The 13,223-nt window shown below is 75.2% G+C and carries 8 protein-coding genes; 1 reads left to right on the top strand and 7 read right to left on the bottom strand.

Annotation, left to right across the window (positions count from 1 at the left end; translation table 11 throughout):
* Positions 1-32: 32 nt before the first annotated feature.
* The 7 genes from ACI2LW_RS10455 to ACI2LW_RS10425 all read right to left on the bottom strand — a co-directional run bounded on the left by ACI2LW_RS10455 (position 33) and on the right by ACI2LW_RS10425 (position 11,850).
* Positions 33-1,193: an acyl-CoA dehydrogenase family protein gene (locus tag ACI2LW_RS10455; protein ID WP_404730772.1), complete on the bottom strand. Its 1,161-nt coding sequence runs from the start codon at positions 1,191-1,193 to the stop codon at positions 33-35.
* Positions 1,190-3,064, bottom strand: a complete 1,875-nt coding sequence (locus ACI2LW_RS10450; RefSeq protein WP_404730771.1) for an acetyl/propionyl/methylcrotonyl-CoA carboxylase subunit alpha — start codon at positions 3,062-3,064, stop codon at positions 1,190-1,192. The genes ACI2LW_RS10455 and ACI2LW_RS10450 overlap by 4 nt, the downstream gene beginning before the upstream one ends.
* Positions 3,065-3,072: 8 nt before the next feature.
* Complete coding sequence (locus ACI2LW_RS10445) at positions 3,073-4,671, bottom strand: acyl-CoA carboxylase subunit beta (RefSeq protein WP_404730770.1); 1,599 nt, start codon at positions 4,669-4,671, stop codon at positions 3,073-3,075.
* Positions 4,668-6,467, bottom strand: coding sequence for an acyclic terpene utilization AtuA family protein (locus ACI2LW_RS10440; protein WP_404730769.1), 1,800 nt, complete (start codon positions 6,465-6,467; stop codon positions 4,668-4,670). Before ACI2LW_RS10440 ends, ACI2LW_RS10445 begins: the two co-directional genes overlap by 4 nt.
* Positions 6,464-7,258 carry a TIGR03084 family metal-binding protein gene (locus tag ACI2LW_RS10435; RefSeq protein WP_404730768.1) on the bottom strand — a complete coding sequence of 265 codons (795 nt, stop codon included), beginning with the start codon at positions 7,256-7,258 and terminating at the stop codon, positions 6,464-6,466. Before ACI2LW_RS10435 ends, ACI2LW_RS10440 begins: the two co-directional genes overlap by 4 nt.
* A 463-nt stretch (positions 7,259-7,721) precedes the next feature.
* Entirely contained in the window at positions 7,722-8,690 is a 969-nt protein-coding gene (locus tag ACI2LW_RS10430) for an EamA family transporter (protein WP_404730767.1), read from the bottom strand.
* A gap of 142 nt (positions 8,691-8,832) precedes the next feature.
* Entirely contained in the window at positions 8,833-11,850 is a 3,018-nt protein-coding gene (locus ACI2LW_RS10425; RefSeq protein WP_404730815.1) for an FAD-binding and (Fe-S)-binding domain-containing protein, read from the bottom strand.
* 159 nt (positions 11,851-12,009) lie between these two features.
* On the opposite strand from ACI2LW_RS10425, the gene serC reads away from it, so the two are divergent.
* A complete protein-coding gene (gene serC / locus ACI2LW_RS10420; RefSeq protein WP_404730766.1) occupies positions 12,010-13,128 on the top strand; it encodes a phosphoserine transaminase in 1,119 nt (372 codons plus the stop codon).
* The last annotated feature ends 95 nt before the right edge of the window (positions 13,129-13,223 follow it).

Genomic DNA, 13,223 nt, shown 5'->3' with positions numbered 1-13,223 from the left:
GCACGCCGGCAGTCGGGTGGCTGCGGCTCGGCTCAGTACGACTTGGGCAGGCCCAGGCTCTGGTGGGAGACGTAGTTGAGAATCATCTCCCTGCTCACCGGGGCAATACGAGCCACGCGTGCGGCCGTTATCAACGAGGCGAGGCCGAACTCGCGGGTGAGGCCGTTGCCGCCGAGGGTGTGGACGGCCTGGTCGACGGCCTTCACGCAGGCCTCGGCGGCGGCGTACTTGGCCATGTTGGCGGCCTCGCCGGCGCCGATGTCGTCGCCGGTGTCGTAGAGATGGGCCGCCTTCTGCATCATCAGGCGGGCCAGCTCAAGTTCGATGTGGGACTGCGCGAGGGGGTGCGCGATGGCCTGGTGGGCGCCGATGGGGGCGTTCCAGACGGTGCGTTCGCGGGCGTAGGCGACCGCCCGGGCCAGGGCGAAGCGGCCCATGCCGACGGCGAACGCGGCGGTCATGATCCGCTCGGGGTTGAGCCCGGCGAACAGCTGCAGCAGCCCGGCGTCCTCGTCGCCGACGAGTGCGTCGGCGGGCAGCCGCACATCGTCCAGGACCAGCTCGAACTGCCTCTCCACGGCGCTGAGTTCCATGTCGATGGGGCGCCGCTGGAAGCCCTCGGCGTCCGGCGGGACGATGAACAGGCACGGCTTGAGGCGTCCGGTGCGGGCGTCCTCGGTGCGGCCGACGATGAGCACCGCGTCGGCGATGTCGACGCCGGAGATGAACACCTTGCGGCCGGTGAGCAGCCAGTCGGCGCCGTCGCGGCGGGCGGTGGTGGTGATGCGGTGGGAGTTGGAGCCGGCGTCGGGCTCGGTGATGCCGAAGGCCATGGCGCGGCTGCCGTCGGCCAGGCCGGGCAGCCAGGCGCGTTTCTGCTCCTCGGTGCCGAAGCGGGCGATGACGGTGCCGCAGATGGCGGGCGAGACCACCAGCATCAGCAGCGGGCAGCCGGCCGCGCCCAGTTCCTCCAGCACGATGGCCAGTTCGCTGACGCCGCCGCCTCCGCCGCCGTACTCCTCGGGCAGGTTGACCCCGAGGTAGCCGAGCTTGGCGGCCTCGGCCCACAGTTCGGTGGGGTGGCGGCCCTCGGCGACGTTCCGGGTGACGTACTCCCGTCCGTAGCGCCGGCCGAGGGCGGCGACGGCGGCGCGCAGGGCCTTGTGCTCGTCGGTTTCCAGTACGGCGCTCACTGATCCTCCTGGGGTGCCTCTACGGGGGTTTCGGTCACGACGGCCAGCAGCGCTCCGACCTCGACCTGCTGTCCGGGGGCGGCGTGCAGGGCGCTGAGCGTCCCGGTGACGGGCGCGGAGATCTTGTGTTCCATCTTCATCGCCTCCAGCCACAGCAGCGGCTGTCCGGCGCGTACGGCGGCCCCCGGGGCGAGTCCGGCGGCGATCCGCACGACGGTGCCGGGCATGGGGGCGAGCAGGGACCCGGGGGCGCGCTGGGCGGCCGGGTCGGGGAAGCGGGGCAGGACGGTGAGGGCGGTCGCGCCCGCGTACACCGTGTCGCCGTACCGGGCGACCTCCCACCTGCGGGTCACGCCGTCCACCTCCAGTACGACGGTGCGGGCGTCCGCGTGCACCACGCGCACCCCGTCGTCCTCGGCGGCGAGTCCGGCGCGGGTGTGCCGGTAGCGGGCCTCGTGCTCCTCGCCCGCCATCAGGTAGCGCTTGGTCTGCGGCTGGGACGGCACGTTGCGCCAGCCGCCGAAGCGGGAGCGGCCGTGGGCGTCGGCGAGGGCGGCGGCCAGCGGCGCGTACGGGTCGGGGGCGGGTGCGGTGAGGTGGGCGAGGTGGCGGTCGTAGAAGCCGGTGTCCATGCGGGCGCCGGTGAACTCCTCGTGCCGCAGCGAGCGGACGAGCAGGTCCCGGTTGGTGACCGGGCCGTGCACGGCGGCCCGTTCCAGGGCGCCGGCGAGCCTGCGGACGGCCTCCGCGCGGGTGGGGGCGTGGGCGACGACCTTGGCGAGCATCGGGTCGTAGTGGACGCCGACGGTGTCGCCGTCGGCGTAGCCGGTGTCCAGGCGGACGTCGCCGGGGACGGCGAGGCGGTACAGGGTGCCGGTCTGCGGGGCCCAGTCCCGGGCGGGGTCCTCGGCGTACAGGCGGGCCTCGACCGCGTGCCCGTGCGCGCGCGGCGGCTCGGCGTCCAGCGGGCGGCCCTCGGCGAGACGGATCTGCCAGGCGACCAGGTCGATGCCGAACACGGCCTCGGTGACGGGGTGTTCGACCTGGAGGCGGGTGTTCATCTCCAGGAAGTGGGCCCGTCCGCCGGCGACGAGGAACTCCACGGTGCCGGCACCCACGTAGTCGACGGCGCGGGCGGCGCGCACGGCCAGCCCGCGCAGTTCGTCCTCCAGGTCCCCGGGCAGCCCGGGGGCGGGGGCCTCCTCGATCACCTTCTGGTGGCGGCGCTGCAGCGAGCAGTCGCGGGTGCCCAGCGCCCACACGGCGCCGTGCGCGTCGGCGAGGACCTGCACCTCGACGTGGCGGCCGCCCTCCAGGTACGGCTCGAGGAACACCTCGCCGTCGCCGAAGGCGTTCGCCGCCTCGGCGCGGGCGGCGGCCAGTTCGCCATCGAGGTCCTTCAGGCGGCGTACGACCCGCATGCCGCGCCCGCCGCCGCCGGCCGCCGCCTTCACCAGGACGGGCAGGTCGGCCTCGGTGACCTCGCCGAGCGGGGGCAGGCCCATCAGTTCCTTGGCGCGGGTCTTGGACGCCATGGCCTCGATGGCCGCGGGCGGCGGCCCGATCCAGACCAGGCCGGCGTCCTGGACGGCGCGCGCGAACTCGGCGTTCTCCGACAGGAAGCCGTAGCCCGGGTGCACGGCGTCCGCGCCGGCCGCCACCGCGGCCTTCACGATCAGGTCGCCGCGCAGATACGTCTCGGCGGGCGCCGCGCCCGGCAGCCGTACGGCGGCGTCGGCCAGCCGCGTGTGCAGGGCGTCCGCGTCGGCGTCCGAGTGCACGGCGACCGTGCGGATGCCCAGCTGGCGGCAGGTGCGGAAGACACGGCAGGCGATCTCGCCCCGGTTGGCGACGAGTACGGTCGAAATCACGTGGTCCCTCACATCCGGAAGACGCCGAAGCCGCCCCGCGCGCCCTGGTAGGGCGCGTTGTGGACGGCCGACAGGCACAGGCCGAGGACGGTGCGGGTGTCGCGCGGGTCGATGACGCCGTCGTCGTACAGCCGCCCGGACAGGAACATCGGCAGCGACTCGGACTCGATCTGCTGCTCCACCATCGCCCGCAGCGCCGCGTCCGCCTCCTCGTCGTAGGGCTGTCCCTTGGCCGCGGCCGACTGGCGGGCCACGATCGACAGCACGCCCGCGAGCTGCTGCGGCCCCATGACGGCGGACTTGGCGCTGGGCCAGGCGAACAGGAAGCGCGGGTCGTAGGCCCGGCCGCACATGCCGTAGTGCCCGGCGCCGTAGGAGGCGCCCATCAGGACGGACAGGTGCGGGACGCGGGAGTTGGACACCGCGTTGATCATCATGGCGCCGTGCTTGATGATGCCGCCCTGCTCGTACTCCCGGCCGACCATGTAGCCGGTGGTGTTGTGCAGGAACAGCAGCGGGATGTCGCGCTGGTTGGCGAGCTGGATGAACTGGGCGGCCTTCTGCGACTCCTCGCTGAACAGGACGCCCTGGGCGTTGGCGAGGATGCCGACCGGGTAGCCGTGCAGGGTCGCCCAGCCGGTGGCGAGGCTGGTCCCGTACAGCGGCTTGAACTCGTCGAAGTCGGAGGCGTCGACGATCCGGGCGATGACCTCGCGCGGGTCGAAGGGGATCTTGAGGTCGCCGGGCACGATGCCCAGCAGCTCCTCCGCGTCGTACTTGGGGGGCTCGGCGAGCGGCGGATCGGGGTACGCCTTGCGGTGGTTGAGGCGGGCGACGACCCGGCGCGCCTGCCGCAGCGCGTCCCGCTCGTCGACGGCGAAGTGGTCGGCCAGGCCCGACACGCGCGCGTGCATCTCGGCGCCGCCCAGGGACTCGTCGTCGCTCTCCTCACCGGTCGCCATCTTCACCAGCGGCGGCCCGCCGAGGAACACCTTGGCCCGCTCCTTGACCATGATCGCGTGGTCGGACATGCCGGGGACGTAGGCGCCGCCCGCGGTGGAGTTGCCGAACACCACGGCCACGGTGGGGATACCGGCCGCCGACAGCCTGGTCAGGTCCCGGAAGAGGGCACCGCCGGGGATGAAGATCTCCTTCTGGGAGGGCAGGTCGGCGCCGCCGGACTCCACCAGGCTGATGCAGGGCAGCCGGTTGGCGAGCGCGATGTCGTTGGCTCGCAGGGCCTTGCGCAGGGTCCACGGGTTGCTCGCGCCGCCGCGCACGGTCGGGTCGTTCGCCGTGATCAGGCACTCCACGCCCTCGACCACCCCGATGCCGGTGACCAGCGAGGCGCCCACGGTGTAGTCGCTGCCCCAGGCGGCCAGCGGGGACAGCTCCAGGAACGGCGTGTCGGGGTCCAGCAGCAGTTCGACGCGCTCGCGGGCGAGCAGCTTGCCCCGCTCGCGGTGCCGTTCCACATACTTCGGGCCGCCGCCCGCGAGCGCCCTGGCGTGCTCGGCCTCCAGGTCGGCGACCTTGGCCAGCATGGCCTCGCGGTGGGCCCGGTACTCGGGCGCGTTCGTGTCCAGGGCGGAGGGCAGGACCGTCACAGCAGGGCCTCCGGGATGTCCAGGTGGCGGGAGCGCAGCCATTCGCCGAGGGCCTTGGCCTGCGGGTCGAACCGGTGCTGGGCGGCGACGCCCTCGCCGAGGATCGAGCCGACGACGAAGTTGAGGGCGCGCAGGTGGGGCAGGACGTGCCGGGTGACGGGCAGCGTCCGGCTCTCCGGGATCAGCTCGCGGAACCGGTCGGCGGTCAGTTCACGGGCCAGCCACCGCCAGGCGTCGTCGGTCCGCGCCCACACGCCGACGTTGGCGTCGCCGCCCTTGTCGCCGCTGCGGGCGCCGGCCACCAGCCCGAGGGGCGCGCGCCGCACCGGGCCCGGGGGCAGCGGCGGCGGCAGGGGCGGCTCGGGTACGTCCTCGAGGTCACGCGTGTCCTGGGGGCCGGGCACGGGGACGCGCCGGCCGTCGTGGAGGACGGCCACATGCTCCACCGCCGTCCGGGGGACGTACGCGGCCTCGAAGACGCCGTAGGGCGCGCCCTTGCCGGGAGGCGCGAGCACATGGAAGCCGGGATACCCGGCCAGCGCCAGCTCCACGGCGGCCCCGCTGAACGCCCGCCCCACGACCTGCGGGTCGGCGTCGCGGACGACGAGCCGGAGCAGCGCGCTCGCCGTCTCCTCGGTGCCGGCGTCGGGCCGGTCGGTGCGCACCAGGTCCCAGCGCACCTCGCGCGGAATCCGCCCGGCGGACTTCAGCGCGTCCTCCATCTGCTGCCGCACCAGTTCGGCCTTGCGTTCGATGTCGAGCCCGGTGAGCACGAAGGTGACCTCGTTGCGGAAGCCGCCGAGCCGGTTGAGGCCGACCTTGAGGGTGGGCGGCGGGGCCTCTCCGCGCACCCCCTCGACCCGTACCCGGTCGGGCCCGTCCTGCCTCAGCCGTACGGTGTCCAGCCGGGCCGTGACGTCGGGGCCGGCGTAGCGGGCGCCGGCCGTCTCGTACAGCAGCTGGGCGGTGACCGTGCCCACGTCCACCACACCGCCGGTGCCGGGGTGCTTGGTGATGACGCAGCTGCCGTCGGCGTGGATCTCGGCGACCGGGAAGCCGGGGTGGCGCAGCCGGTCGAGGGGGTGGTCGGTGAAGAAGGCGTAGTTGCCGCCGGTGACCTGCGCCCCGCACTCCAGCAGATGCCCGGCGACGACGGCGCCCGCGAGCCGGTCGTACCAGGCCGGGCCGCCGTCCTGGCCGGGCGCCGGGTCCGTGCCGTGGGTCCCCGGTCCGCCGGGGGGCCGGCTCTCCCCGGGCCACCAGCCGAAGTGGGCGGCGGCGGGCCCGGTGACCAGGGCCGCGTCGGTGACCCGTCCGGTGATCACGACGTCGGCGCCGGCGCGCAGGCACTCGGCGATCCCGAAGCCGCCGAGGTAGGCGTGGGCGGCGAGCACCCCGGCCGGGGCCCGGTCCGCTCCGAGGATGCCGGGCAGGCCGGCGGTGAGGTCGTCGCCCTCGACGTGCGCCACCCGCACCGGCAGGCCCAGCCTGCCGGCCAGCTCCCGGACCCGTTCGGCCAGCCCCGCCGGGTTGAGGCCGCCGGCGTTCGTCACGATCCGCACGCCCCGCTCCCGGGCCAGGCCCAGGCACTCCTCCAGCTGCCGCAGGAAGGTGCGGGCGTATCCGGCGGCCGGGTCCTTGAGGCGGTCCCGCCCCAGGATCAGCATGGTCAGCTCGGCGAGGTAGTCGCCGGTGAGGACGTCCAGTGCGCCGCCGGTGAGCATCTCGCGCAGGGCGTCGAAGCGGTCGCCGTAGAAGCCGGAGGCGTTGCCGATCCGCAAGGGGTCCGCGGTCACCGGGCCGTCCCCTTCGGCGCGCGGCCGGCGCCGGGCGGCCCGGCGAAGGCCTGCGCGACGTCCAGCCAGCGGTCGGCGTCGGGGCCCTCGGCATGTAGGGCGAGGTCGGCGCGGTGGGCGCGCTGGGTGACCAGGAGGCAGAAGTCGAGGGCGGGCCCGGTGACCCGCTGGGGCGCGTCCTCGGGGCCGTACGCCCATGACGCGCCGGACGGAGCGGTCAGTTCCACCCGGAACTCCTCGAACGGCGCCGCGAGCCCGTGCACGCCGAAGGCGAAGTCACGGGTGCGGACGCCGAGGCGGACGATGTGCCGGAGCCGGTCGGTGGGGGCGCGCCGCACGCCGAGGGCCTGCGCCACGTCCAGACCGTGGGCCCAGGTCTCCATGAGGCGGGCGGTGGCCATGGAGGCGGTGGACATCGGCGGGCCGTACCAGGGGAAACGGGCGCCGTCGGGGGCGGCCCGCAGCGCGCGGGCCAGGGCCTCGCGTCCGGCCCGCCAGTCCGCGAGCAGCCGCGCGGGCGGCTTCCTGGCGCCCTCCTCCGCGCCGTTGTCCACGAAGTCGCCGGGCTGGGCGAGCGCCTTCTCGACCTCGCGGGAGAAGGCGTCCCGGTCCGTCACGGCCAGCACGGAATGGTGGTCGGTCCAGGCCAGGTGGGCGATCTGGTGGGCGACGGTCCAGCCGGGGGCGGGTGTGGCGAGTGCCCACTGGTCCGCACTCAACTCGGCCACGAGGAGGTCGAGTTCCTCCGTCTCCGCACAGAGGTCGTCGATCACGGGCGTCGGGTCAGCCATGGGGGGAGCATGGCAGCGGGGAAAGAAACAATCAAGCGCGCTTGCATGATTTTTTCGCCGACCGACCGTGCGGGGGACGCTGCGGTGGGTGACGGCCGGGTGATGGCCCGGGTGGCGGCCGGGTGACGGCCCGGGTGACGGCCGGGTGATGGCCCGGGGGGCGGCCGGGTGGCGGCCGGGTGATGGCCCGGGGGGCGGCCCGGGTGACGGCCCGGGGGGCGGCCGGGTGGCGGCCGGGTGATGGCCCGGGTGACGGCCCGGGTGACGGCCCGGGTGATGGCCCGGGTGACGGCCGGGTGGCGGCCTGGTGACGGCCCGGGTGACGGCCCGGGTGACGGCCGGGTGGCGGCCGGGTGGCGGCCGGGTGGCGGCCGGGTGGCGGCCGGGTGGCGGCCGGGTGATGGCCCAGGAGTACACGGGGCCGGCTCCGGTCCTTGGTGTCCGGCCGACGCCCCCAGGACCGTCAGGGAGCGTCCGCCGGCACCGGCGCCGGTGTTCCGCCCCGGCCCACCTGGGTGCGGACCGCGCCCATGCTGGCCGCGATGACCAGGGCGATCGCGAGGGCCTGGAAGGCGGTGAGGGACTGGCCGAGGACGAGGAAACCGGCCGTGGCGGCCAGGGCCGGCTCCAGGCTCATGAGGACGGCGAAGGTCGAGGCGGGCAGCTTGCGCAGGGCGAGCAGTTCCAGGGTGTACGGCAGCACGGAGGACAGCATCGCCACCGCCGCGCCCAGCCCGAAGGTCACGGGGTCGGCCAGCCGGGTCCCCGACTCCGCGACCCCCAGCGGCAGGAACAGCACCGCTCCGACCGCCATCGCCAGGGCCAGCCCGTCGGCCTGCGGGAAGCGCCGGCCGGTGCGCGCGCTGAAGACGATGTACGCCGCCCACATCGCACCCGCGCCCAGGGCGAAGGCGACACCGGCCGGATCCAGGCCGCTGAATCCCCCGCCGCCCAGCAGGAAGACACCGGCCAGGGCCAGCGCGGCCCAGACGACGTTGATCGCGCGGCGCGAGGCGAGCACCGACAGGGCGAGCGGGCCGAGGACCTCCAGGGTGACCGCCGGACCCAGCGGGATACGGGCGACGGCCTGGTAGAAGGTGCCGTTCATCGCGGCCATGGCGACGCCGAAGGCGACGACGGTGCCCCAGTCGGTGCGCGAGTGGCCGCGCAGCCGGGGCCGGCAGACCAGCAGCAGCACGATCGCGGCCACCAGCAGCCGCAGGCTGACCACGCCGAGCGCACCCGCCCGCGGCATCAGCGTCACGGCCAGCGCCCCGCCGAACTGGACCGAGATGCCGCCGGCCAGCACCAGCCCGACGGGCCCGAGCGAGCCGAGACGACCCGGCGCGGACGTACCGGCGGGGGCGGCCCCGGCCGGCGGGGAGGAGGCGGCGGCGGTACGGGAGGTACCGGAGGTGCTGGGGATGCTCACAGGGCGGTCCAAGGGCTGGCGAGGGGCCGGGGCCGGCCCCCACGATCGTTCATCGCGATGCACTGCTGCGTCCAGGGTAGTGGACCCATGTCAGGCGCGTGAACCCCTTAAGCAACTGTCCCCGGCCCGGTGGACCGGTACCTCAGCCGCCCGTGCCTCTCCGCCCCGGCGTCTCCCCCGGCGTCTCCCCCGGCGTCTCCCCCCGCGTCTGCCCCGGCGTCCCCTCCAGCGCCTCGGCCAGCGCCTCGGCCAGGTGGCGTCCCCGCACCCCGGCCAGCTGCTCCAGCTGGGTGCGGCAGGAGTAGCCGTCCGCCAGGATCACCGCGTCCCGCGGCGCCGCGCGCACGGCGGGCAGCAGCTGCTCCCCGGCGCAGGCCGTGGACACCTCCCAGTGGCCCTTCGCGAACCCGAAGTCGCCGGCCAGGCCGCAGCAGCCGCCGGCCAGTTCACCGGTCAGCCCGGCCGCCGCGCGCAGCCCGCGGTCGTCCGTGTCCCCGAGGACGGCGTGCTGGTGGCAGTGGGTCTGCCCGGTGACGGGGCGGTCCAGGCGGGGCGGCGCCCAGCCGGGGGCGTGGCGGCGCAGGGTCTCGGCGAAGGTGAGCACCCGGCCGGCCAGCCGCCGGGCGCGCGGGTCGTCGGGCAGCAGCTCCGGCAGGTCGGCGCGCAGGGCGGCGGCGCAGCTCGGCTCCAGGACGACGACCGGGGCGGAGGTCGCGAGGACCGGTTCCATCAGGGCCAGGGTGCGCCGCAGCACCGCGCGGGCGCGGTCGAGCTGGCCGGTGGAGACGTACGTCAGGCCGCAGCACACCTGGCCGCGGCCGCGCAGCACGGACACGGGGTTCACCAGCCGGGTGCGGCCGTCGCCCACCGGGGGCCGGCGCAGCCGCAGGGTGGGGGGCAGGGCCACGCGCAGCCCGGCCGCCTCCAGCACGCGTACGGCGGCCCGCCCCACGGCGGGCGAGAGGTGCTCGGTGAAGGTGTCGGGCCACAGCACGACCAGCGCGCCCGTCCCGCCGGGCTGCTCACCCGCCCCGCCGGGCCGCTCACCCGTTCCGCCCTCAGCCGGCTCGCCCGTCCCGCCGGAAGCCGGTGGCCGCCGCCCGCGCCACCACCGGGTGAACGGCTCGGCCGCCAGTCGCGGGATCCCCCGTTCGGGTGTGATCCCGGCCAGCCGTTTCGCCACCGCGGCCAGGGGGCCGACGGCGGCGAGCGCGTTCAGCGGGCGCGCCGTGCGGGTCCGGGCCACCCACCGCAGCCACAGCGGCAGCCGGCCCAGCGTGTAGTGGGCCACGGGGCGGCGCCGCCCGGCGTAGTGGTGGTGCAGGAACTCCGCCTTGTACGTGGCCATGTCGACCCCGACCGGGCAGTCCGACCGGCAGCCCTTGCACGACAGGCACAGATCGAGCGCGTCGCGCACCTCCGCCGACCGCCAGCCGTCCGTCACCACCTCGCCCGCGAGCATCTCGTGCAGCAGCCGGGCCCGCCCGCGCGTGGAGTGCCTCTCCTCGCCCGTCACACGGAAGGACGGGCACATCACGGACGCCCCCGGGGCGTGGGCCGTACGGCACTTGGCCACCCCCACGCACCGGCGCACCGCCGCCGCGAAGTCCCCGCCGTCGGCCGGGTAGCCGAAGGCCACGTCCACCGGCTCGCGCGGCAGCACGGAAAAGCGCAGGTTGGCGTCGAGCGGGGCCGGACGGACCAGCATCCCCGGGTTCAGCAGGTCATCCGGGTCCCAGACGGCCTTGACCCGCTCGAACAGGCCCACCATCGGCGCGCCGTACATCCTCGGCAGCAGCTCCGCGCGGGCCTGCCCGTCCCCGTGCTCCCCGGACAGCGAACCGCCGTGCGCCACCACCAGGTCGGCGAGATCCCGCGAGAACCGCCGGAAGCGCCCGATGCCCGCGTCCGTCAGCAGGTCGAAGTCGATCCGCACGTGGATGCAGCCGTCCCCGAAGTGCCCGTAGGGCGTGCCGCGCAGCCCGTGGCCGGCCAGCAGCGCCCGGAACTCCCGCAGATACGCGCCCAGCCGGGCCGGCGGCACCGCGCAGTCCTCCCAGCCGGGCCAGGCCTCGGTGCCGTCCGGCATCCGCGTCGCCGTACCGCTGGCGTCCTCCCGGACCCGCCACAGCGCGCGCTGCGCCGCCGGGTCGGTGACGACCAGCGCGTCCACCACGTCCGCCGCGCGCACCACCGCCTCCGCACGCGCGCGTGCCTCGGCCGCGGACTCCCCGCCGGTCTCCACGAACAGCCAGGCGTCCCCGCGCGGCAGCCCGGCCGCGGACGGCACCAGGTCCCGGGCCATCCCCTCCACCGTCAGCGGCCCGAGGGGCAGCAGGCCCGCCGCGGCCTCGGCGGCGGCGCCCTCCTCGGCGTACCCCAGCACCGCCAGGGCCCGCGCGGGTGGCGCCTCCACCAGCCGCAGCACCGCCTCGGTGAGCACGCCCAGGGTGCCCTCCGAGCCGCAGAAGGACCGCGCCACGTCGGCGCCCTTCTCGGGCAGCAGGGCGTCCAGCGCGTACCCGGAGATACGGCGGGGCAGCTCGGGAAAGCCCGTGCGCAGCAGCGCGAGCTCCCCCTCGGCCAGCTCCCGCAGCCCCCGGGGCGCCCCGGCCCATCCGGCGCCGAGCCGCAGCCGCTCGCCGCGCGCGGTCACCACCGACAGCTCCCGCACACCGTCCGCGGTGGTCCCCCAGGCCACCGAGTGCGCGCCGCAGGAGTTGTTGCCGATCATCCCGCCGAGCGTGCACCGGCTGTGCGTGGACGGGTCGGGCCCGAACCGCAGGCCGTGCGGCGCGGCGGCCCGCTGCAGCCGGTCCAGGACGACACCGGGCTGGACCACGGCCGTGCGGCCGTCCGGGTCGAGGGAGAGGACCCGGTTCATGTGCCGGGTGAAGTCCAGCACCACTCCCGTGCCGGTCGCCTGCCCGGCGATCGAGGTGCCGCCGCCGCGCGCCACCACCGGCACCCCGCGCGCCCGGCACACCTGAAGTACGGCCGCCACGTCGTCGGCGTCCCGCGGGGCGACCACGCCCAGCGGGACCCGCCGGTAGTTTGAGGCGTCCATGGTGACCAACGCCCGGGAGGCGGCGTCGAAGGCCACGTCGCCGCCGGGGACGGCGCGGCGCAGCTCCGCCTCCAGGCCGTCCGCCCGCCCCATCGCGTGCTCCGAGAGATCGGTCATGGGTCCAGGATGCATCCGGCCACTGACAGTGACGGGGGCCTCGTAGCTCCGCACAGGTGCGCCGGCCGGCGGAACTCGTCTCATCGGACGGGACACGTTTCCGTCCGGTTTCACCGAAGAGATACCCTCCGGCTCGTGGCTGAGATCCAGATTCCCGACGACATCAAGCCCGCGGACGGCCGTTTCGGCGCGGGTCCCTCCAAGGTGCGGACGGAGGCGCTGGACGCCCTCGCCGCCACGGGCACGTCCCTGCTCGGCACGTCCCACCGCCAGGCCCCGGTCAAGAACCTGGTCGGCAGGGTGCGCGAGGGCATCCGCGAGCTGTTCCAGCTGCCCGACGGCTACGAGGTCGTCCTCGGCAACGGCGGCTCCACCGCCTTCTGGGACATCGCGACGCACGGCCTGATCGAGAACAGGTCGCAGCACCTCACCTTCGGCGAGTTCAGCTCGAAGTTCGCCAAGGCCGCCAAGCTCGCCCCGTGGCTGGCCGAGCCCGACGTCATCTCCGCCGACCCCGGGACGCATCCGGAGCCGGCCGCCCGGGAAGGCGTCGACGTCTACGCCTTCACCCACAACGAGACCTCCACCGGTGTCGCCATGCCCATCCGGCGCGTGGCCGGCGCCGACGAGGGCGCCCTGGTCCTGGTCGACGCCACCTCCGGCGCCGGCGGCCTGCCGGTCGACGTCGCCGAGACCGACGTGTACTACTTCGCCCCGCAGAAGTCCTTCGCCTCCGACGGCGGCCTGTGGATCGGCGTCTTCTCGCCGGCCGCGATCGAGCGCGCCGAGCGGATCCACGCGAGCGGCCGGCACGTCCCGGAGTTCTTCTCGCTGCCCACCGCGATCGACAACTCCCGCAAGAACCAGACGTACAACACCCCGGCCCTCGCGACGCTGTTCCTGCTCAACGAGCAGCTGGAGTGGATCAACGGCCAGGGCGGCCTGGACTGGGCGGTCCGCCGCACCGCCGCCTCCGCGCGCACGCTGTACGGCTGGGCCGAGGACGTGAAGTTCGCGACCCCGTTCGTCACCGACCCGGCCAAGCGCTCCCAGGTGATCGGCACGATCGACTTCTCCGACGAGGTGGACGCCGCCGCCGTCGCCAAGGTGCTGCGCGCCAACGGCATCGTCGACACCGAGCCCTACCGCAAGCTCGGCCGCAACCAGCTGCGGATCGCGATGTTCCCGGCCATCGACCCGGCGGACGTCGAGGCGCTGACGAAGTGCGTCGACTACGTCATCGACAAGCTGTAACCCGACGCGTCCCGGCACGGCCCGGCACGACCCGGCACGCCCCGGACCGCACGGCGCCCCCGGACCCGCTCCGGCCCGGGACGCCGGACCGGTGA

Source organism: Streptomyces sp. NPDC004065, from assembly GCF_044903565.1.
Lineage (GTDB): Bacteria > Actinomycetota > Actinomycetes > Streptomycetales > Streptomycetaceae > Streptomyces.
The sequence above is the reverse complement of the archived record's forward strand: the minus strand, read 5'-3'. Positions and strand labels throughout refer to the sequence as shown.